18 protein-coding genes are annotated in these 17,926 nt (G+C 60.8%); 5 read left to right on the top strand and 13 right to left on the bottom strand.

Features of this window, described 5'->3' with window-relative positions; all coding sequences use genetic code 11:
• Positions 1–127: 127 nt before the first annotated feature.
• The 8 genes from fabF to ASF04_RS16840 form a co-directional block, all read right to left on the bottom strand.
• The gene (gene fabF, locus ASF04_RS16875) at positions 128–1,375 is read right to left on the bottom strand and encodes a beta-ketoacyl-ACP synthase II (protein ID WP_019920169.1); all 1,248 of its coding nucleotides are present in this window, start codon (positions 1,373–1,375) and stop codon (positions 128–130) included.
• 30 nt (positions 1,376–1,405) lie between these two features.
• Positions 1,406–1,645, bottom strand: a complete 240-nt coding sequence (gene acpP / locus ASF04_RS16870; RefSeq protein ID WP_008449912.1) for an acyl carrier protein — start codon at positions 1,643–1,645, stop codon at positions 1,406–1,408.
• Positions 1,646–1,778: 133 nt separating this feature from the next.
• Entirely contained in the window at positions 1,779–2,537 is a 759-nt protein-coding gene (gene fabG / locus ASF04_RS16865) for a 3-oxoacyl-ACP reductase FabG (RefSeq protein ID WP_056144019.1), read from the bottom strand.
• Positions 2,538–2,586: 49 nt separating this feature from the next.
• A complete protein-coding gene (gene fabD, locus ASF04_RS16860) occupies positions 2,587–3,528 on the bottom strand; it encodes an ACP S-malonyltransferase (RefSeq protein ID WP_056144016.1) in 942 nt (313 codons plus the stop codon).
• A gap of 90 nt (positions 3,529–3,618) precedes the next feature.
• Positions 3,619–4,623 (bottom strand): beta-ketoacyl-ACP synthase III, encoded by a 1,005-nt coding sequence (locus ASF04_RS16855; protein ID WP_019920172.1) that lies wholly within the window; start codon positions 4,621–4,623, stop codon positions 3,619–3,621.
• A gap of 21 nt (positions 4,624–4,644) precedes the next feature.
• Positions 4,645–5,739, bottom strand: a complete 1,095-nt coding sequence (plsX, locus tag ASF04_RS16850) for a phosphate acyltransferase PlsX (protein ID WP_056144013.1) — start codon at positions 5,737–5,739, stop codon at positions 4,645–4,647.
• A 179-nt stretch (positions 5,740–5,918) separates the two neighbouring features.
• On the bottom strand, positions 5,919–6,101 hold the full coding sequence (gene rpmF, locus ASF04_RS16845; protein ID WP_008449924.1) for a 50S ribosomal protein L32: 183 nt from the start codon (positions 6,099–6,101) through the stop codon (positions 5,919–5,921).
• A gap of 207 nt (positions 6,102–6,308) precedes the next feature.
• Positions 6,309–6,800, bottom strand: a complete 492-nt coding sequence (locus ASF04_RS16840) for a DUF177 domain-containing protein (protein WP_056144009.1) — start codon at positions 6,798–6,800, stop codon at positions 6,309–6,311.
• A 159-nt stretch (positions 6,801–6,959) separates the two neighbouring features.
• Here ASF04_RS16840 and ASF04_RS16835 point away from each other — a divergent pair, with 159 nt between their 5' ends.
• Together ASF04_RS16835 and ASF04_RS16830 are read left to right on the top strand one after the other, a co-directional pair.
• Positions 6,960–7,568 carry a Maf-like protein gene (locus ASF04_RS16835; protein ID WP_056144006.1) on the top strand — a complete coding sequence of 203 codons (609 nt, stop codon included), beginning with the start codon at positions 6,960–6,962 and terminating at the stop codon, positions 7,566–7,568.
• A gap of 6 nt (positions 7,569–7,574) precedes the next feature.
• Positions 7,575–8,312, top strand: a complete 738-nt coding sequence (locus tag ASF04_RS16830) for an SAM-dependent methyltransferase (protein WP_056144712.1) — start codon at positions 7,575–7,577, stop codon at positions 8,310–8,312.
• A 9-nt stretch (positions 8,313–8,321) separates the two neighbouring features.
• Here the strand turns inward: ASF04_RS16830 and ASF04_RS16825 are convergent, their stop codons facing one another.
• The gene (locus tag ASF04_RS16825; protein ID WP_056144709.1) at positions 8,322–9,590 is read right to left on the bottom strand and encodes an EAL and HDOD domain-containing protein; all 1,269 of its coding nucleotides are present in this window, start codon (positions 9,588–9,590) and stop codon (positions 8,322–8,324) included.
• A 132-nt stretch (positions 9,591–9,722) separates the two neighbouring features.
• Complete coding sequence (locus tag ASF04_RS28245; protein ID WP_304438341.1) at positions 9,723–10,889, bottom strand: 23S rRNA (adenine(2030)-N(6))-methyltransferase RlmJ; 1,167 nt, start codon at positions 10,887–10,889, stop codon at positions 9,723–9,725.
• Between the two features lie 220 nt (positions 10,890–11,109).
• Here ASF04_RS28245 and ASF04_RS16815 point away from each other — a divergent pair, with 220 nt between their 5' ends.
• On the top strand, positions 11,110–11,310 hold the full coding sequence (locus ASF04_RS16815) for a hypothetical protein (protein ID WP_056144000.1): 201 nt from the start codon (positions 11,110–11,112) through the stop codon (positions 11,308–11,310).
• 97 nt (positions 11,311–11,407) lie between these two features.
• On the opposite strand, the gene aceA is transcribed toward ASF04_RS16815, so the two are convergent.
• Positions 11,408–12,703 carry an isocitrate lyase gene (gene aceA / locus ASF04_RS16810; RefSeq protein ID WP_019920180.1) on the bottom strand — a complete coding sequence of 432 codons (1,296 nt, stop codon included), beginning with the start codon at positions 12,701–12,703 and terminating at the stop codon, positions 11,408–11,410.
• 178 nt (positions 12,704–12,881) lie between these two features.
• Between aceA and ASF04_RS27575 the strand changes: the two genes are divergently transcribed.
• On the top strand, positions 12,882–13,022 hold the full coding sequence (locus ASF04_RS27575; RefSeq protein WP_156368673.1) for a hypothetical protein: 141 nt from the start codon (positions 12,882–12,884) through the stop codon (positions 13,020–13,022).
• Positions 13,023–13,063: 41 nt separating this feature from the next.
• On the opposite strand, the gene ASF04_RS16805 is transcribed toward ASF04_RS27575, so the two are convergent.
• Positions 13,064–14,287 (bottom strand): MFS transporter, encoded by a 1,224-nt coding sequence (locus ASF04_RS16805; protein WP_056143997.1) that lies wholly within the window; start codon positions 14,285–14,287, stop codon positions 13,064–13,066.
• A gap of 107 nt (positions 14,288–14,394) precedes the next feature.
• Between ASF04_RS16805 and ASF04_RS16800 the strand changes: the two genes are divergently transcribed.
• Positions 14,395–15,180, top strand: coding sequence for a helix-turn-helix domain-containing protein (locus tag ASF04_RS16800; protein ID WP_056144706.1), 786 nt, complete (start codon positions 14,395–14,397; stop codon positions 15,178–15,180).
• 64 nt (positions 15,181–15,244) lie between these two features.
• Here ASF04_RS16800 and clpB read toward each other — a convergent pair whose 3' ends face one another.
• Positions 15,245–17,842 (bottom strand): ATP-dependent chaperone ClpB, encoded by a 2,598-nt coding sequence (gene clpB, locus ASF04_RS16795; protein ID WP_056143993.1) that lies wholly within the window; start codon positions 17,840–17,842, stop codon positions 15,245–15,247.
• Positions 17,843–17,926: the final 84 nt, after the last annotated feature.

Genomic DNA, 17,926 nt, shown 5'->3' with positions numbered 1-17,926 from the left:
CTGGATGCGCCGGCGCGGGGCCGGGCAATTCAGGCGCTGGCGAATGCCAGCGCCGAATCCTCGCCCACCATGCTTTGACATGGCGGGCGCGGTTTTAGTTCAACATAAAGTTAAACTTTTTTACTACCTAGATCTTGCCGAAAACGAGGCTGCCGTTCGTTCCGCCGAAGCCGAACGAGTTTTTGACTGCATACTCGATCTTCATGTCGCGGGCGACATTGGCGCAGAAATCCAGATCGCACGACGGATCCTGGTTGAAGATATTAATGGTCGGTGGCGACACCTGGTGGTGCACCGCCAAAACCGTAAACACTGCTTCCAGGCCGCCGGCGCCACCAAGCAAGTGGCCGGTCATCGACTTGGTCGAATTGACCACCAGCTTTTTGGCGTGGTCGCCGAACGTGCGCTTGATGCCCTGCACTTCGGCCACGTCGCCTTGCGGCGTCGAGGTGCCGTGCGCGTTCACGTACTGCACCTGATCCGGATTGAGGCCGGCGTTGGCGAGCGCGGCTTGCGCCGACTTGCTGCCACCGCTGCCGTCTTCCAGGGGCGACGTCATGTGGTAAGCATCGGCGCTCATGCCGAAGCCGACCAGCTCGGCGTAAATCTTGGCGCCGCGTGCCTTGGCGTGTTCGTACTCTTCCACGACCATCACGCCGGCGCCTTCGCCCAGCACGAAGCCGTCGCGGTCCGTATCCCATGGACGGGATGCGGTGGCCGGGTCGTCGTTGCGCGCGGACAGCGCTTTTGCCGAAGCAAAGCCACCGAGACCCAGCGGCGAAACGGTCGACTCGGCGCCACCGGCGATCATCACGTCGGCATCGCCATACTCGATCATGCGAGCGGCAGCGCCAATGCAATGCAGGCCGGTGGTACAAGCGGTGACGATCGACAGATTAGGACCGCGCATGCCGTACTTGATCGACAGGTTGCCCGAAATCATATTGATAATCGAGGCAGGCACGAAGAAGGGCGAAATACGGCGCGGACCGCGCTTGTCGTAGTCTTCCTTCTGCTCTTCGATCATCGGCAGACCGCCGATGCCGGAACCGATGATCACGCCGATACGATCGGCGTTGGCGTCGGTCACTTCGATACCCGAATCCTGCACCGCCTGGATGCCGGCCGCCATGCCGTAATGGATAAACGTATCCATGTGGCGCGCTTCCTTGGCCGAGATGTAGTCCTCGATATTGAAGCCTTTGACTTCACCGGCAAAACGGGTACTGAAAGCTTGTGCGTCAAACTTGGTGATGGTGGCAATGCCGGATTTGCCCTCGAGTGCCGCTGCCCAGGTATCGGCAACATTGTTGCCAATCGGGGTAACGGCGCCCAGGCCGGTAATGACAACACGACGGTTTTTAGAACCTCTCAAGCGATTCTCCTAAAGTCGATCGGGCGGCAATTACGCCTTGACGTGCGCGGTGGCGTAGTCGATGGCTTGTTGCACGGTGGTGATCTTTTCTGCTTGTTCGTCAGGGATTTCCATTTCGAACTCGTCTTCCAGGGCCATCACCAGTTCCACGGTGTCCAGGGAGTCGGCGCCCAGATCGTCAACGAACGAGGATTCGATCTTGATGTCCGCTTCTGCGACGCCCAGTTGTTCTGCGACGATTTTCTTAACGCGTTGTTCGATATCCGACATGTTATGGCTCCATTTGTTTGTTACGGAAAGCGCGCATTTTATCAGGTTTGCGCACTGAAAAACTAATTTCGGTGTTTGCTACGAGTTTCCCCATAAGTGCACCGAAATCGCTGGTAAAAGATGGGAAATCCCATCAGTTCATATACATACCGCCATTCACATGCAGCGTGGTGCCGGTAATGTAAGCCGCTTGCGGCGAGGCCAAAAAGGCGACCGCAGCAGCAATATCTTCAGGTTTGCCCAGGCGTCCCAGCGGGATTTGCGTGAGCAATGCAGCGTGCTGGTCGTCGCCCAGCGACCTGGTCATGTCGGTATCGATAAAGCCTGGCGCCACGCTGTTGACGGTGATGTTGCGGCTGCCGATTTCACGCGCCAGCGCGCGGCCCATGCCCTCCACGCCAGCCTTGGCAGCGGCGTAATTCATCTGGCCCGGGTTACCGGACGAGGCCACCACCGACGTGATGTTGATGATGCGGCCAGCCTTGGCCTTCATCATGCCGCGCAAGACGGCGCGCGACAGGCGACCGACGGCGGACAGGTTGGTGGCGATCACGCTGTCCCACTCGTCGTCCTTCATGCGCATGGCCAGGTTGTCCTGGGTAATGCCGGCATTGTTGACCAGGATGGCGACCGCGCCGTAGGTTTTGGTGATTTCGTCGATGACGGCCGCGCAGCGCTCGGCATCGGTCACGTTCAGGACCAGGCCTTTACCAGCCTCGGCGCCGATTTCTGCTGCCACTTCGGCCAGGTAAGCGGAAATCGCTTCCGCGCCCGCTTCGGTGGTGGCGGTGCCGATCACGCGCGCACCCTGACGCGCCAGTTCCTGGGCGATGGCCTTGCCGATGCCGCGCGAAGCGCCGGTCACCAGCGCCACTTGATTTGCTAAATTCATGTGTGTCCTAACTAGTTAGTGCTAAACGATAGTACCCTGCCCCGCAGTCTTACTTGAGCGAGGTCAAGATGCGCTCCAACGAGGCCTGATCGGTAATGGCGTCGCCCACCAGCGTTGCATCGATGCGCTTGGTCAAGCCCATCAGCACCTTGCCCGGACCGCATTCGATCACCTGGGTAATGCCTTGTGCAGCGACCTGCTGCATGGTTTCCACCCAGCGCACCGGCGCGGCGGCCTGGCGCACCAGCGCATCCTTGATCGCATCGACGTCGTTGAGCACAGCCACATCGACGTTGTTAATCAGCGGAATTTGCGGCGCCGAGAAGGTCAGGTCGGCCAAGTAGTCGCGCAGGCGATCCGAAGCAGGTTTCAGCAGCGACGAATGGAACGGCGCCGAGACCGGCAGCTTCATGGCGCGCTTGGCGCCCTTGGCCTTGGCGATATCGCAGGCGCGCTCGACCGCAGCGGTATGGCCGGCGATCACTACTTGCGCCGGCGCGTTGAAGTTGACCGCCTCCACCACCGAGTCCGACACGGCAGCGGTCGCTTCAGCGCAGGCGGCGCGCACGTCGTCGTCCGACAAACCGAGCACGACAGCCATGGTACCGAGTCCGACCGGTACGGCTTCCTGCATCGCCTGCGCACGGAAGCGTACCAGCGGCACGGCATCCTTGAACGCGATCACGCCGGCAGCGACCAGCGCCGAGTATTCACCCAGGCTGTGGCCGGCAACAATGGTTGGCGCCGGGCCGCCCGCAGCGATCCACGCGCGGTACACGGCCACGGCAGCGGTGAGCATCACCGGCTGGGTGTTGGTGGTGAGGTCCAGCTCTTCCTTGGGACCTTCGGCGATCAGCTTGCCGAGGTCGAAGCCCAGCGCGCTTGACGCTTCGGCAATGGTTTCTGCCACCACCGGGTTACCGGCAAAGCCGTCCAGCATGGCAATCGCCTGCGAACCCTGGCCCGGGAATACAAATGCAAATTTAGTCATACGTCATCCATTCGAAGGGAATCAATTCTTGTCGGCCTGAAGTATAGCCGTTAGAACTCTAACTCTAATTCTGGTGCAACAAGTCGCCATTTACAGGGTATCGGGCAAGCCGCTCATGGTGGCCAGTACCGCGCCCCAGGTAAAGCCGCCACCCACGCCTTCCATCATGACGTTGTGACCGTTCTTGATGCGACCGTCGCGCACGGCAGCGTCCAGCGCCAGCGGGATCGAGGCGGCCGACGTATTGCCATGCTGATCGACGGTGACCACCATCTTGTCCAGCGGCAGACCCATTTTCTTGGCAGTGCCGTTCATGATGCGGATATTGGCCTGGTGCGGCACCAGCCAGTCGATCTGGTCAGCCGACATGCCGGCCTTGTTCAACGCTTCGTGCGCGACTTTTTCCAGTACCGAAACGGCCAGCTTGAACACCGCCGGGCCGTCCATGTACAGGTAGGCCTCGCCGGCGGTGGCGCCGCTGAACGAGTTGGGCATGCACAGGATGCCCGAGTGGCTGCCGTCCGCGTGCAGCGCGGTGGCCAGGATGCCGGGCTCATCCGAACCGGTCACCACCACGGCGCCAGCGCCGTCGCCAAACAGCACGCAGGTGGTGCGGTCGTTGAAATTGAGGATGCGCGAAAACACTTCTGCGCCGATCACCAGCACATTCTTGTGCACGCCAGCACGGATGAACGCATCGGCCGTGGACAGCGCATATACGAAGCCGCTGCAAACAGCCTGCACATCGACGGCCGCGCCATTGTTGGTGATGCCGAGTTTTTGCTGGACGATGCAGGCGGTGCTGGGGAAGCTGCCGAAGAAGTCGGGGGTGGAGCTGGCAACGATGATCAGATCGATATCGTTGGGCGCCAGGCGCGCCATTTCCAGCGCCTTTTTGGCAGCGTTGGCGGCCAGGTCCGACGATTTTTCGTCGGCGGCGGCAAAGTGGCGCGCCGAAATGCCGCTGCGCGATACGATCCACTCGTCGGAGGTCTCGATACCCTTGGCGGCCAGTTGCTGGGCCAAGTCCTGGTTGGTCACACGTTGCGCCGGCAAGTAGCTGCCGGTGCCGATAATTTTGCTATACAAGGTCATGCCGTCTATTCCACTCGATAGTTAGCCAGCAACGACGCCGGCGGCACTGGGGGCGGCTGCGGGTGCGGCAGCCGCCTCAGGCGTTTCAGTGTTGCGCGGCATCAGCTCGGCGATCAGGGTCGAAATGTGCGGCAACACGTCATTTTTGGCTGCATCATACGCCCGCTTGATCGCCCACTCAAAGGAATATGCGTCGGCGCCGCCATGGCTTTTGAACACCAGGCCGCGCAAACCGAGCAGGCTGGCGCCGTTATAGCGCGATGGCGACAGGCGGTTCTTGATGGCAGTGAGCGCGCCGCGGCCCAGCAAAGCGCTGAGGATGGTCAGCGGCGTACGCTTGAATTCGGTCTTGACGGTATCGGCAAAGAAGCGGGCCACGCCTTCCACTGCCTTGAGCGTGACGTTGCCGGTAAAGCCATCGCACACCACCAGGTCGGTGGTGCCCTTGAAGATGTCGTTGCCTTCGACGTTGCCGAAGAAGTTCAGCGCGCCGCGCTCGTGGTCGATCTGCAGCAGCTTGCCGGTGGCCTTGACCACTTCGTTGCCCTTGATGTCCTCGGTACCGACGTTGAGCAGGCCGATGGTCGGGCGCTCGATGTTTTCCATGGCCGAGACCAGTACCGAGCCCATGATGGCGAACTGGTGCAGGTGATGCGGTTCGCAATCGACGTTGGCGCCCAGGTCGAGCATGTAGGTCGGACCGTTCTTCTGGTTCGGCATGATCGAGCAGATCGCCGGGCGATCGACGCCGCTCATGGTTTTCAGTACGTAGCGGGCCACGGCCATCAGGGCGCCGGTGTTACCGGCCGAGACCGCAGCCTGGGCCTTGCCGGATTTGACCTGTTCGATCGCCACGCGCATCGACGAATCTTTTTTGCGGCGTAACGCCACTTCCAGCGGGTCGTCCATGGTCACCTGCTCGGAAGCGTGGACGATGGACAGGCGCGGATGGGTATCGGCGTGGTGTTTTTTCAGTTCGGCGCGCAGGACGTCTTCGAGTCCGATAAGGATCAGCTCGGCGTCTGGCTCGCGGTTGACGAAGGAGATTGCTGCGGGAATGGTGACCGATGGACCGTGATCTCCGCCCATGCAGTCGATAGAAATTTTGATTGTCATTGTTTGGGTTCAGTACCACGCTCCAGCCCTTCCGGGGCGAGCTGCGGCAAGCTGCGGACCTGTATCGGCCGGCGTATCAACATGACGGTGTGCAAAAGTGGTTTGCAGCCGATGAAAAAAGAAAAAGCGATGCTCAATAACTCAGCACCGCCTGTTTCCGTGTCCAGCAAAAGCGTCGATTACTCGTCGTTTTTGGTTTTCAGGACTTTACGACCACGGTAGAAGCCGTTAGGGCTGATGTGGTGACGCAGGTGGGTTTCGCCGGTGGTAGGCTCGATACCCAGTTGTGGAGCAACCAGGAAATCGTGCGAACGGTGCATACCGCGCTTCGAAGGGGACTTCTTGTTCTGTTGAACTGCCATGTTAATGACTCCTAATACATAAGTTCTAAAATTTTAACACAATCGATCAGCAAATACATGCGAATCGAGTATCCCGCCGGCAATACAGCCCGGCGACGTTAAATGCGGGTACTACTTTTACTACAACTTGCCAATACTCGATTACTGCACGCGCATGACACGTTCTTTACTACAGCTTGTTCGGATTTGCGGCTTACCGGTGCCGACTTATTTCAGGCCCTTGAGTGCTTCGAAGGGCGAGATCTTGGCGCTTTTCGCCTTGTCCAGCAGTGATGCGTCAGGGCAGACTGCGTGGCGTGGCGACTGCGGCAGGGCCAGCAACGCTTCATCTTCCACCAGGTCCATCACCGGCATGCTGCGGGTGCCGACGATCACATCGATCGATTCGTCAGCAATAATTTCTTCGATTTCGTCGGCTTCCTGATCATCCTTACCAAGCACCAGCACGGTCGACGAATCGAGGGTGTGGGCATAAGGCGTCAGGCACCGCTGGCAGACCAGTTGCACCGTGCCGGCAACCGACAGGATCAACTGCGGGTAACCCATCTTGCCGGGGCCGCCTTCTACCTTCCAGGTAATCTCGCCGGACGCGTCAGCGCAGTCCTTGGCCAGACGGGTCATTTGAGCAACAGGCGTTACGCCGTGCTCGCTGCCATTGTGACGACAAAAATCAAAAGCGTCGATGACCGTAGCATTCATTACAGAAAAATTCCCCGGAAAACCTGCGATAATAGCAGGGTTTTCACCCGCAAGTCAAAAACTACATGACTTAACACGCTGTTTGAGGATTTTTACGGTTTTTAATGTGTCCGGCGCGCATCAGCGAACACCGGCGACAGAGCATATAACATTCCCCCTATGACATCAAGTTTACCGTTACGCCTGGTGCTGGCATCGAGTTCCGCCTACCGCAAGGAGCTGCTTTCGCGCCTGCACTTGCCGTTCGACGTGGCCGTGCCCGATATCGACGAAAGTCCCGTGCCCGGCGAGACGCCGAGCGCCACCGCGCTGCGCCTGGCGCGCGAAAAAGCGGCGGCCGTGGCCACCAAACTGCCGGGCAGCGTTGTGATCGGCTCCGACCAGGTGGCCACGCTCGACGACGAACAGATCGGCAAGCCCGGCAACCATGCCAACGCACTGGCGCAATTACAAAAAATGCGCGGACGCGAGGTGATCTTCCACACCGCGCTATGCGTGTGGGATGGCCGCGCCGAACACCCCGACAGCGCCGCCCAGCTGGCCGACATCCAGACCCGCGTGACCTTCCGCGACCTGCCCGATGCCGAACTCGACGCCTACCTGCGTATCGAGCAGCCGTACGACTGCGCCGGCAGCGCCAAGAACGAGGGGCTCGGCATTGCCATCCTGGAACGGATCGACAGCACCGACCCCACCGCCCTCACCGGCTTGCCTTTGATCGCCCTGACAGGCATGCTGCGCAATCTTGGAATTCCCTTTTTTAGATAATTGAACATGCCCGGCACCTTATTTTTGATTCCAAACACCCTGGGCGAGACCGAAGCGCTCGCCTCTGTGCTGCCTGAACAGGTCCAGCACATCACGTCGCAACTCGATTACTTCGTGGCCGAGAACGCCAAGACCGCGCGTGCTTTCCTCAAGCTGGTCAATGCCAGCCATCCGTTGAGCAAGCCGATGCAGGCAATCAGCATTTCCGAACTGAACGTGAATACCCCGCCGGCAGCGCTGGCCGGCTTGCTGGCGCCGTTGCTGGCCGGCCGCGATGGCGGGCTGGTGTCGGAGGCAGGCGTGCCGGCCGTGGCCGATCCCGGCGCCGACCTGGTGCGCCTGGCGCATCAGCACGGTATCCCGGTACGGCCGCTGGTGGGACCGTCGTCGTTGCTGCTGGCCGTGATGGCAAGCGGCCTGAACGGCCAGAGTTTCGCCTTCAACGGCTACCTGCCCACCGATGCCGCCCAGCGCAGCGCCCGCATCAAGGAACTGGAAACCCGTTCACGCAAGGAAAAGCAGACCCAATTATTTATCGAGACGCCGTATCGCAATACCGCGATGCTGGAAGCGCTGGTGGGCGCCTGTGCGCCAGGCACGCTGGTTTGCGTGGCGACCGACTTGAGCCTGGCGACGGAAACCATACGTACCCAGACCGGGGCGCAGTGGAAGAGCCTGCTGGCTGGGGGCAAGGCGCCCGATTTTCACAAGAAACCGACGGTATTCTTGTTGTTGGGGCAGTAAGGTTTTTTATTAAAACCCGCGCGAGTATTCGGTCACCCATTCAATCGCCGCCAGCTGTATCGCATACAGCTCGGCCGGCCGCACCGCAATCTGCTCCAGCATCTGCCCCAGCGCCACCGTATCGCGCCCGCGCTCAATATTTTCAATCAGGCTCAGCAACATGCCGTAGTCCCCTGCCCGCTCCAGCAGCGCCGTGCGCACTTCGTCGAGCACGTTCACGCTGTCGAGCAGTTCCTGCATGTGGATCGAAAACAGCGTATCCATCAGCGACATGACGCCCACCGTGAAGCCGATATCGGCGCTGGTGCGCTGCCCCGGCCGCGTGTGTTCGACCAACAACTCAATGGTTTTGCCGCGCGTGGTGGCCAGTTGCAGCAGCGGCGACGTGAATTCGTGCGCGCCGCCGCTTTTTACGTACAACAAAATCTGCAGCCAGCGCCGCAATTGGCGCCGCCCCAGCACCATCAACGCATGCCCCACCGAATTGATGCGGTAGCGCGTACCCACCGCCGGGGTATTGACCAGCCGCAACAGGTTCAGCGTAATCAGCGCATCGTGCTTGACCATCGATTCGATCTCGTGGCTGCTGGCATCGGTATCGATCAGGTCGAGCAAGTGCAGCACGCTGCGCTGCGACGGCGAAATCTTTTTGCCGCTGAGGATGACGGGACGGGCAAAGTAATAGCCCTGGAAGTATTCGAAACCGAGATCCATGCATTGGTGAAATTCCTCCACCGTCTCGACCTTTTCAGCCAGCAGCTTTTGCTTCGGATTCTTCAGGACCTTAGTCAACGCCGCCAACGTGCCGGGTTTCATCTGCTTGATATCGACCTTGATCACGTCGCACAGCGGCTGCAGCTTTTGCACGTCCACGGTTTCGCCGATGACGTCGTCAAGCGCAAAGCGAAAGCCGGCGCGCTTGAGCTCACGCACGCGCTCAAGCACGGCAGGCGTGGCTTCCACGGTTTCCAGGATTTCGAGGATGACCTTGTCGTGTGGCAGAAAGCGGATGAAGTCGCTCATCAGGCCGACTTCATCGACATTGACGAAGGCAAGCTGGTCGCCCACGACCAGTTCCATGCCCAGCTCGGACGCGTGGGCGATCACCGTGGCGGTGGCGGATGCATCGTCGCGAAACTCTGCGGTGCTGGCGGTGTGAGCGTCGCGGAACAGCAACTCGTAACCGACCAGCCGCTGGCCCCGGTTGAGGATGGGCTGGCGGGCCAGGAAGAAATTATCGGCAAGCCTGGACGGTGGCAGCTCGGTCGCTGACAGCATGGACATCCCCTCAGGAGACCCCGAAACCTGCTGCGTGGCCCCCGCTAAAGTGCTGGAACGAGGCGCTGAACTGACGTCAGCGCCCGCGGATACCCAACTATACCCGATGCTACCAAAATGACAACTAAAAACCTATCGCGTGCCGGACCGGCGCGGACCGTTGTTGCGTGCAACTGCGGGCTGGTCGCTGCCGGTCGGCTTGGCGGCCGTCGGCCGGGCCGGGGCTGGCCTGGCCGGGGCAGGTTTGCCTGTCGGGGAGGTCTTGGCTTCGGCAGGCAAACCTGCCGAAGCGGCCTTGGCGCCGAAGGCCGGCTTGCCGCCAAACCCGGGCTTGGCATTGAACGGCGCGCTGGTGCTGGCGCCCGGCCGGCCACCGGGGCGACCGGTGCCGCCGGGACGGCCGCCGGCAGTGCCCTCGCCGGTGCCGGGACGGGCCAGCGGCGTGCGGGTACGGATAGATTTACCGACCGGCAGCGGCTTGCCGCTCTCGAGCGTAAAGCGCGCGCCGCTATCCTTGCCCAGCGCCTTGACCAGCCACGGCATCACTTCCTTGAGCATCGGCTCGAGCGTATACGGTGGATTGAGGATGAACATGCCGCTGCTGTGCAGGCCGAAACCGTCGGGCATCGGCGTGTGGGTGGTAAGCACCACGTTGAGCCAGTCGTTGCATTGCAGTTGCTTGAGCTTGTCTGCGAATTCGCGCGATTCCATCCGTTGCAGCAGCGGATACCAGACTGCGTAGGTGCCGCCCGGGAAGCGCAGCAGCGACTCGGCCAGCGTATCCTTGACCTTTTTATAGTCCTGCTTGTCTTCGTACGGCGGGTCGATCAGCACCAGCGCGCGGCGCGATGGCGGCGGCAGCAGCGCCTTGAGCGACTGGAAGCCGTCGCCCTTGGTCACCAGCACGCGCTTGCCGCGCGTGGTCGGGCGGATGCCCTGCTGGGCGGCGTGCTCGTCGAGCTTGCGGAAATTATCGGTCAGCAGCTTGAAATCGGCCGGGTGCAGCTCGAACAGGCGCAGGCGGTCATGCTCGCGCGCCACCAGGTTGGCGATAAACGGCGAACCCGGGTACTGGCGCATCTTGCCGCTCGGATTCATGCCCTTGATCAGATCGACGTATTCCCTGACCGGCGCCGGCATGTCCTTCAAGTCCCACAGCGGGCCGATGCCGGTATCGTATTCGGCGTTCTTGGAGGCGAAAGCGCCGTCGAGCGCATACACACCGGCGCCCGAGTGGGTGTCGATATAGGTGTAGGCGGTGTCTTTCTGATTCAGGTATTGCAGCATCTGGATGGTCACGAAATGCTTCAATACGTCGGCGTGATTTCCCGCGTGAAAGGCGTGGCGGTAGCTGAACATGTGTGAGGACTTTCTAAATAGGTAATGCAGACTGGCCTGCGCAATCCCGCATTATCCACCAGAACCGGGCGCGGCCCCAAAAACGGTTGTACCTCGTTTGCATCAAGGCGCGCACAGTGCGCAAATCTAAGATGGCGAATTGACCAACGGGGAGGTAAACATGAAGATGACCATCGTAACCGACGATCAGGGAGAAATTCTGGGGGCGATACCGGGAGACACCGTGCCGGAGCACGTGATATTGAAAGACTTTCAGTCCCACATCGTGGAAGTGCCCGACGACACTGGCGCGATCACCGACGGCGCGGAATTGAAGAAGCGCCTGCAAGAAGCCTTGCAGGCGCAGCACGGCAAGCAATAACCCTCACCCCGAGCTTATAACGCGGAGCTGGCTTTACCGCTCGGGGTCGGGCCCTGTCAGGCTCCGACCCCGCCTGGCCGTGCGGGTTTTAAACTGGTTAAGCGACCTTTTTGTCGAAGAATTGCTCGTCCTCGGTGGAACCGTGCAGCGCCGTGGTGGACGACTGGCCGTTCTGGATGGTCTGGGTGACGGCATCGAAGTAGCCGGTGCCAACTTCGCGCTGGTGCTTGACGGCCGTGAAGCCTTTCTCGGCAGCCGCGAATTCCGCTTCCTGCAATTCCACGAAGGCCGACATCTGGTTGCGGGCATAGCCGTGCGCCAGGTTGAACATGCCGTAGTTCAGCGCATGGAAACCAGCCAGCGTGATGAACTGGAACTTGTAACCCATGGCGCCCAGCTCCTTCTGGAACTTGGCGATGGTGGCATCGTCCAGGTTTTTCTTCCAGTTGAACGACGGCGAACAGTTATAGGCCAGCATTTTGCCCGGGAACTTGGCGTGCACGGCGTCGGCGAACTGCTTGGCGAAGGCCAGGTCCGGCTTGCCGGTTTCGCACCACACCAGGTCGGCGTACGGTGCGTAGGCCAGGGCCCGCGAAATCGCCTGCTCGATACCCGGTTTGACTTTATAAAAGCCTTCCACGGTACGTTCGCCGGTGCAGAACGGACGGTCGTTTTCATCGACGTCGGACGTCAGCAGGTCGGCCGCTTCGGCATCGGTACGGGCGATCACCAGGGTGGAGGTGCCCATGACATCGGCTGCCAGGCGGGCGGCGGTCAGTTTTTCCACGGCTTCGCGCGAGGGCACCAGCACTTTGCCGCCCATGTGGCCGCATTTTTTGACCGAAGCTAACTGGTCTTCGAAGTGGACGCCGGCGGCGCCCGCGTCGATCATCGACTTCATCAGTTCGTAGGCGTTCAGCACGCCGCCAAAACCGGCTTCGGCGTCGGCCACGATCGGTGCGAAGTAATCGATGTCGTCCTTGCCTTCCGACCATTGAATCTGGTCGGCGCGCTGGAACGTGTTGTTAATGCGACGCACGACCAGTGGCACCGAGTTGGCCGGGTACAGCGACTGGTCCGGGTACATTTCGCCGGCCACGTTGGCGTCGCCCGCCACTTGCCAGCCGGAAAGATAGATCGCTTTCAGACCCGCTTTGACTTGCTGCATGGCCTGGTTGCCGGTCAGCGCGCCCAGAGCGTTGACGAATGGTTCGTTGTTGACCAGGTCCCACAGTTTTTCGGCGCCGCGCTTGGCCAGCGTATGCTCGATCTGCAGCGAGCCGCGCAGGCGCACCACGTCTTCCGCCGTGTAGGTGCGGGTAACGCCCTTCCAACGTGGGTTGGTGTCCCAGTCTTGTTGCAGGGCGGCGATTTGCTGTTCACGAGTTGCCATGGTGTTCTCCTAAGGTTGATTCAGTTTGGTGGTAATGAATGCCGTGCTGTTGGAACTATAGTAGTCCTTTTTGTGCAGCGCATGAGCAGTCTTCTATAAGACATATAACTAAAATATATTCCTTAATAATCAACACACTAAAAATTATTTTTCAGGATACGGAAAGCCTTTTCTCAGCATGAAAGAAGTCGATGCTGCAAACCCACATGAAATCCCACGATGTGAAATTGATTTTCCGCCAGATGAAAAAAGGGCGCAAAAAGCGCCCTTGGTTGTGATCCACCGCCGAACTTATCTAAAAAATAATTCTGAAAAGTGATGCAACCGCCCAACACTCGCGGTTTTTCAAGCGGATCGAGCTCACGCCGCCTTGGCCGCCAGCATCGACCGGCTGTTGTTGCCCACACCAATAGTGGTAAAGATTACCAGCGCCTGGAAGATGGCGATGCCGACGAACACGCCAGCCGGATGGCCGGCATCCATGAGCGCCGCAAACATCAGCGGGCCGATGGCCAGACCCGTGTCTAGCCCGGAATACACCACGCCGAACACGCGGCCGGTGGCGTTGGCCGGCGCCGCGCCCCGTATCATCAGGTCGCGCGACGGGCCGGCAATGCCGGTGGCAAAACCCACCAGTCCCATCAGCACGATCGCCATCCAGGCCGGTACCACGGCTGCCGCCAGGATCAGCGCGAACACCGCTGCCGCCGCAAAAGCGCCGATGATGATGCGGTCGTGGCGGCCATTACCTGCACCGAGGAAACCGCCGTACGCCATGCCCACCGCCGACGACAGCATGAAGCACGTGTAAGCCGACGTCGCCCACGCCAGCGACATGCCATACAAGCTCACCAGGCTGGTGGAAGCAAAGGTCTGCACGCCAGCCAGGGCGACCGCCGAAATCACGAAGAAGGCAAAGCACATCCACACCACTTTCAGGCGCAGGAAGCCAAGTGCACTTGCTCCGGCGACTACTGCCGCGCCGGTGGCGGGCGCGGTCGCAGGTTCCGGCCGCAGCGCGTGGCGGTTCCAGAGCAGCAGCGCCAGCACGCACAACGGCAGCACGGCCGCGCACAGCAGCGCAGTGCGCCAGTCGGTGCGGCCTGCCACCGACGTCAGGAACAACGGCGACAGCGCCCAGCCGATATTGCCGCTGATACCGTGCACCGAGAAGCCATGCGCCAGCCGTTTTTTTGACACGCGCTGGTTGAGCAAAGTGTAGTCGGCCGGGTGGAACACGCAGTTGCCGCAGCCGGCCAGGAAAGCGCCGGCCATCAACTGCCCGTAGTTCTGCGCCGACGACAGCACCACAGCAGAGATGCCAAGCAGCGCCACGCCGCTCATCAGCACCACGCGCGCGCTGAAGCGGTCCACCACGAAGCCCGCCATGGCCTGCCCCACGCCGGACACGGCAAAGAACACCGTCATCAACAGGCCCAGTTCGCCATACGACAGGTTGAACTCGGGTTTGAGCCACGGGATCAGTGCCGCCAATATCAAGTGGTAAAAGTGGGAAGTGCCGTGCGCCAGCCCGACCAGGCCGATCACCCGGGCGTCTTGCCGGAATAATTGTTTGTCATCCATTGTGCGCTCCTGTTGCTATTTTGAAACGCCAGTGTAGGCCGAAACGCGCCGTCTGATTTAAGATAGGACGACATCTTTTAGCGCGATTGCGCCACAACCTCGCCACCATGCCAGCTCCGATCGTCACGCACACGCTGTTCAACCGGGTAGGCGTCTACCCTACCCTGCAACGGCAAGTCACCATCGCCGGGCGCAACCTGGCCGCCAACGCGGTGCTGTTGCCGCATCACCATCCGTACGGCCAGTTCACGTACGCCATGCAGGGCATGGTGCGGGTGACCGCCAACAACAGCAGCTGGATCGTGCCGCCGCAGCGGGCGATCTGGATCCCGCCCGACATGGAGCACACGGTGACGGTATTGGAACCGACGCTGCTGCGGCCGGTGTTCGTGCACGCGAGCCGCTCGCCGTTTGCCGGCGACGATTGCAAGGTGGTGCACGTATCGAACCTGCTGCGCGAGCTGATCGCCGCACTCGAACAGCACGACGAGCACGAACAGTCCGACCGCGAACGGCTGCTGAGCGAAATGATTCTCGATGAAGTAACGCGCTGCGCGGTGCGGCCGATGCGCGTGCCGCTGCCGATGGACAAGCGCCTGAAAGCGTTGTGCGATGCGCTGATCGACGATCCGGGCGTGGAGCTGACCTTGCAGGATTGGGCGGGCCGGGTGGGAGCGTCCGAGCGGACCTTGACGCGGTTGTTCGAGCGCGAACTGGGAATGAGTTTTGTGCAGTGGCGCCAGCAGGTGCGGCTGGCGCACGCGGCGCCGTTGATTGCGCGCGGGATGCCGCTGTCGCAGGTGGCAGCGCAACTCGGTTATGCGAGCCAGTCGGCGTTTTCGGCGATGTTCAAGAAAACCTTTGGCAGTACGCCGACGGCGTTTTTTAGCTAAGTCGTACTGAAAGCCGTCATCCCCGCGTGCGCGAGGATGACGGCTGAACGCCAGCCGTTACCTGTTACTTGAATGTCAGCTCGCCATTTTCCGCATCGACGTGTATCACGTCCTTAGGACCAAACCGTCCTTGCAGAATCAGCTTGGACAGCGGATTTTCGATCTGCTGCTGGATCGCGCGTTTCAGAGGACGGGCGCCATACACAGGATCGTAGCCTGCCTCGGCGATTTTTTGCAGCGCAGCGTCGGTGATCTCGAGCGCCATGTCCATCTTGCCCAGGCGTTTTTCCAGGATCGCCAGCTGGATCTTGGCAATCGCGCCGATGTTCTTCTCGTCGAGGCCATGGAATACCACGATCTCGTCGATGCGGTTGATGAACTCGGGACGGAAATGCGACCGCACTTCGGCCATCACCGACAGCTTGACCACTGACGGATCGGAATCTTCCATCGCCTGGATTTTATGCGAGCCCAGGTTGGACGTCATGATGATCACCGTGTTTTTGAAATCCACGGTACGGCCCTGGCCGTCGGTCATGCGGCCATCGTCGAGCGCCTGCAGCAGCACGTTGAACACGTCCGGGTGCGCCTTCTCCACTTCGTCGAGCAGGATCACGCTGTACGGCTTGCGGCGCACGGCTTCGGTGAGATACCCGCCCTCGTCGTAACCGACGTAGCCGGGCGGCGCGCCGATCAGGCGGGCCACCGAGTGCTTCTCCATGAACTCGCTCATGTCGATGCGGATCATCGATTCCTCGGTGTCGAACAGGAAACCGGCCAAGGCTTTCGACAGCTCGGTTTTACCGACGCCGGTCGGTCCCAGGAACATGAACGAACCATATGGCCGGTTCGGATCGGACAATCCCGCGCGCGAGCGGCGGATGGCGTCGGACACGGCCGAAATCGCCTCGTCCTGGCCTACCACGCGTTCGTGCAGCTTTTCCTCGATGTGCAGCAGCTTATCGCGCTCGCCCTGCATCATGCGCGAGACGGGAATCCCGGTCGCGCGCGACACCACTTCGGCAATCTCTTCGGCACCCACCTCGGTACGCAGCAGGCGCTGCTTCGGCGGCGTATTCTTTTCCAGCGAGACGCCATTGGCCGCAGCCGTTTCCGCCTGCTTCAGTTCCGCTTCCAGTTCGGGCAGGCGACCGTATTGCAATTCGGAGACGCGCTGCCAGTTGCTCTCGCGCGTGGCCTGCTCCATTTGCAGCTTGATGCGCTCGATCTCTTCCTTGATATGGGTGCTGCCCTGCACCACCGCCTTCTCGGCCTTGAGGATTTCCTCGTAGTCGTTCAGTTCGCGTTGCAGACGTTCGATTTCTTCCTCGATCAGATCCAGGCGACGGCGCGAGCCTTCATCCTTTTCCTTCTTGACCGCTTCCTTCTCGATTTTCAGCTGGATCAGGCGGCGTTCGAGCTTGTCCATCACCTCGGGCTTGGAATCGATCTCGATCTTGATTTTCGACGCGGCCTCATCGATCAGGTCGATCGCCTTGTCGGGCAGGAAGCGGTCGGTGATGTACCGGTGCGACAATTCCGCCGCCGCGATGATGGCAGCGTCCGAAATGGCGACCTTGTGGTGCAGCTCGTACTTGTCCTGCAAGCCGCGCAGGATGGCGATCGTGTCTTCCACGCTGGGCTCGTCAACCAGGATTTTCTGGAAGCGGCGCTCGAGCGCGGCATCTTTCTCGATGTACTTGCGGTACTCGTCGAGCGTGGTGGCGCCCACGCAGTGCAGCTCGCCCCGGGCCAGCGCGGGTTTGAGCATATTGCCCGCGTCCATGGCGCCATCGGCCTTGCCGGCGCCGACCATCGTGTGCATTTCGTCGATAAAGACGATGGTCTGGCCTTCGTCCATCGCCAGCTCTTTTAAAACGGTTTTCAGCCGTTCCTCGAACTCGCCGCGGTACTTGGCGCCGGCCACCAGCGCTGCCATGTCGAGCGCGAGCACGCGCTTGCCCTTGAGCGAATCAGGCACTTCGTTGTTGACGATGCGCTGCGCCAGACCTTCGACAATCGCGGTTTTACCGACGCCAGGTTCGCCAATCAGCACCGGGTTGTTCTTGCTGCGGCGTTGCAGCACCTGGATCGCGCGGCGGATTTCATCGTCGCGGCCGATCACGGGATCGAGCTTGCCGGCGCGGGCGCGCTCGGTCAGGTCCAGCGTGTATTTTTTCAGTGCTTCGCGCTGGCCTTCGGCCTCTTGCGAATCGACCTTGCCGCCGCCGCGCACGGCCTCGATCGCCGCTTCCAGCGCCTTGCGCGTCAGGCCGCTTTCGCGGGCCAGGGTGCCAGCGTCGGACTTGTCTTCGGTGAGGGCGAGCAGCACCATTTCGCTGGAAATGAACTGGTCCGCGCGCTTTTGCGCTTCGCGGTCGGCCAGGTTGAGCACGCCAACGAGTTCGCGGCTGGCCTGGACGTCGCCGCCCGTGCCCGAGACCTTGGGCTTGCGGTCGAGCGCATCCTTGAGTGACTTGGTGAGACCGCCCACGTTGACGCCGGCGCGCTGCAGGATCGAGCGGGCGCTGCCGTCGTCCTGGTTCAGCAGCGCCAGCAGCAGGTGGCTGGGCTCGATGTACTGGTTGTCATTGCCCACTGCCAGACTCTGCGAGTCCGACAAGGCTTCCTGGAGTTTGGTCGTGAGTTTATCTTGCCGCATGGTGATGCTCCGATAGATTTGAGTTAGCGCACAGATAGGGTTGTACGACTACTTTTCAAGACCTGCGACCAGAACCATTTGACA

It is taken from the genome of Duganella sp. Leaf61, from assembly GCF_001421905.1.
Taxonomy (GTDB): domain Bacteria; phylum Pseudomonadota; class Gammaproteobacteria; order Burkholderiales; family Burkholderiaceae_D; genus Rugamonas; species Rugamonas zoogloeoides.
Note: the sequence above shows the minus strand (reverse complement) of the source record. Positions and strands in the feature narration are given on the sequence as shown.

Excerpts from the sequence above, each read along its gene's own strand:
- acpP (WP_008449912.1), bottom strand. The coding sequence starts at position 1,645 with ATGTCGGATATCGAACAACGCGTTAAGAAAATCGTCGCAGAACAACTG.
- fabG (WP_056144019.1), bottom strand. The coding sequence starts at position 2,537 with ATGAATTTAGCAAATCAAGTGGCGCTGGTGACCGGCGCTTCGCGCGGC.
- fabD (WP_056144016.1), bottom strand. The coding sequence starts at position 3,528 with ATGACTAAATTTGCATTTGTATTCCCGGGCCAGGGTTCGCAGGCGATT.
- ASF04_RS16855 (WP_019920172.1), bottom strand. The coding sequence starts at position 4,623 with ATGACCTTGTATAGCAAAATTATCGGCACCGGCAGCTACTTGCCGGCG.
- plsX (WP_056144013.1), bottom strand. The coding sequence starts at position 5,739 with ATGACAATCAAAATTTCTATCGACTGCATGGGCGGAGATCACGGTCCA.
- rpmF (WP_008449924.1), bottom strand. The coding sequence starts at position 6,101 with ATGGCAGTTCAACAGAACAAGAAGTCCCCTTCGAAGCGCGGTATGCAC.
- ASF04_RS16840 (WP_056144009.1), bottom strand. The coding sequence starts at position 6,800 with ATGAATGCTACGGTCATCGACGCTTTTGATTTTTGTCGTCACAATGGC.
- ASF04_RS16835 (WP_056144006.1), top strand. The coding sequence starts at position 6,960 with ATGACATCAAGTTTACCGTTACGCCTGGTGCTGGCATCGAGTTCCGCC.
- ASF04_RS16830 (WP_056144712.1), top strand. The coding sequence starts at position 7,575 with ATGCCCGGCACCTTATTTTTGATTCCAAACACCCTGGGCGAGACCGAA.
- ASF04_RS16825 (WP_056144709.1), bottom strand. The coding sequence starts at position 9,590 with ATGCTGTCAGCGACCGAGCTGCCACCGTCCAGGCTTGCCGATAATTTC.
- ASF04_RS16815 (WP_056144000.1), top strand. The coding sequence starts at position 11,110 with ATGAAGATGACCATCGTAACCGACGATCAGGGAGAAATTCTGGGGGCG.
- aceA (WP_019920180.1), bottom strand. The coding sequence starts at position 12,703 with ATGGCAACTCGTGAACAGCAAATCGCCGCCCTGCAACAAGACTGGGAC.
- ASF04_RS27575 (WP_156368673.1), top strand. The coding sequence starts at position 12,882 with ATGAAAGAAGTCGATGCTGCAAACCCACATGAAATCCCACGATGTGAA.
- ASF04_RS16805 (WP_056143997.1), bottom strand. The coding sequence starts at position 14,287 with ATGGATGACAAACAATTATTCCGGCAAGACGCCCGGGTGATCGGCCTG.
- ASF04_RS16800 (WP_056144706.1), top strand. The coding sequence starts at position 14,395 with ATGCCAGCTCCGATCGTCACGCACACGCTGTTCAACCGGGTAGGCGTC.
- clpB (WP_056143993.1), bottom strand. The coding sequence starts at position 17,842 with ATGCGGCAAGATAAACTCACGACCAAACTCCAGGAAGCCTTGTCGGAC.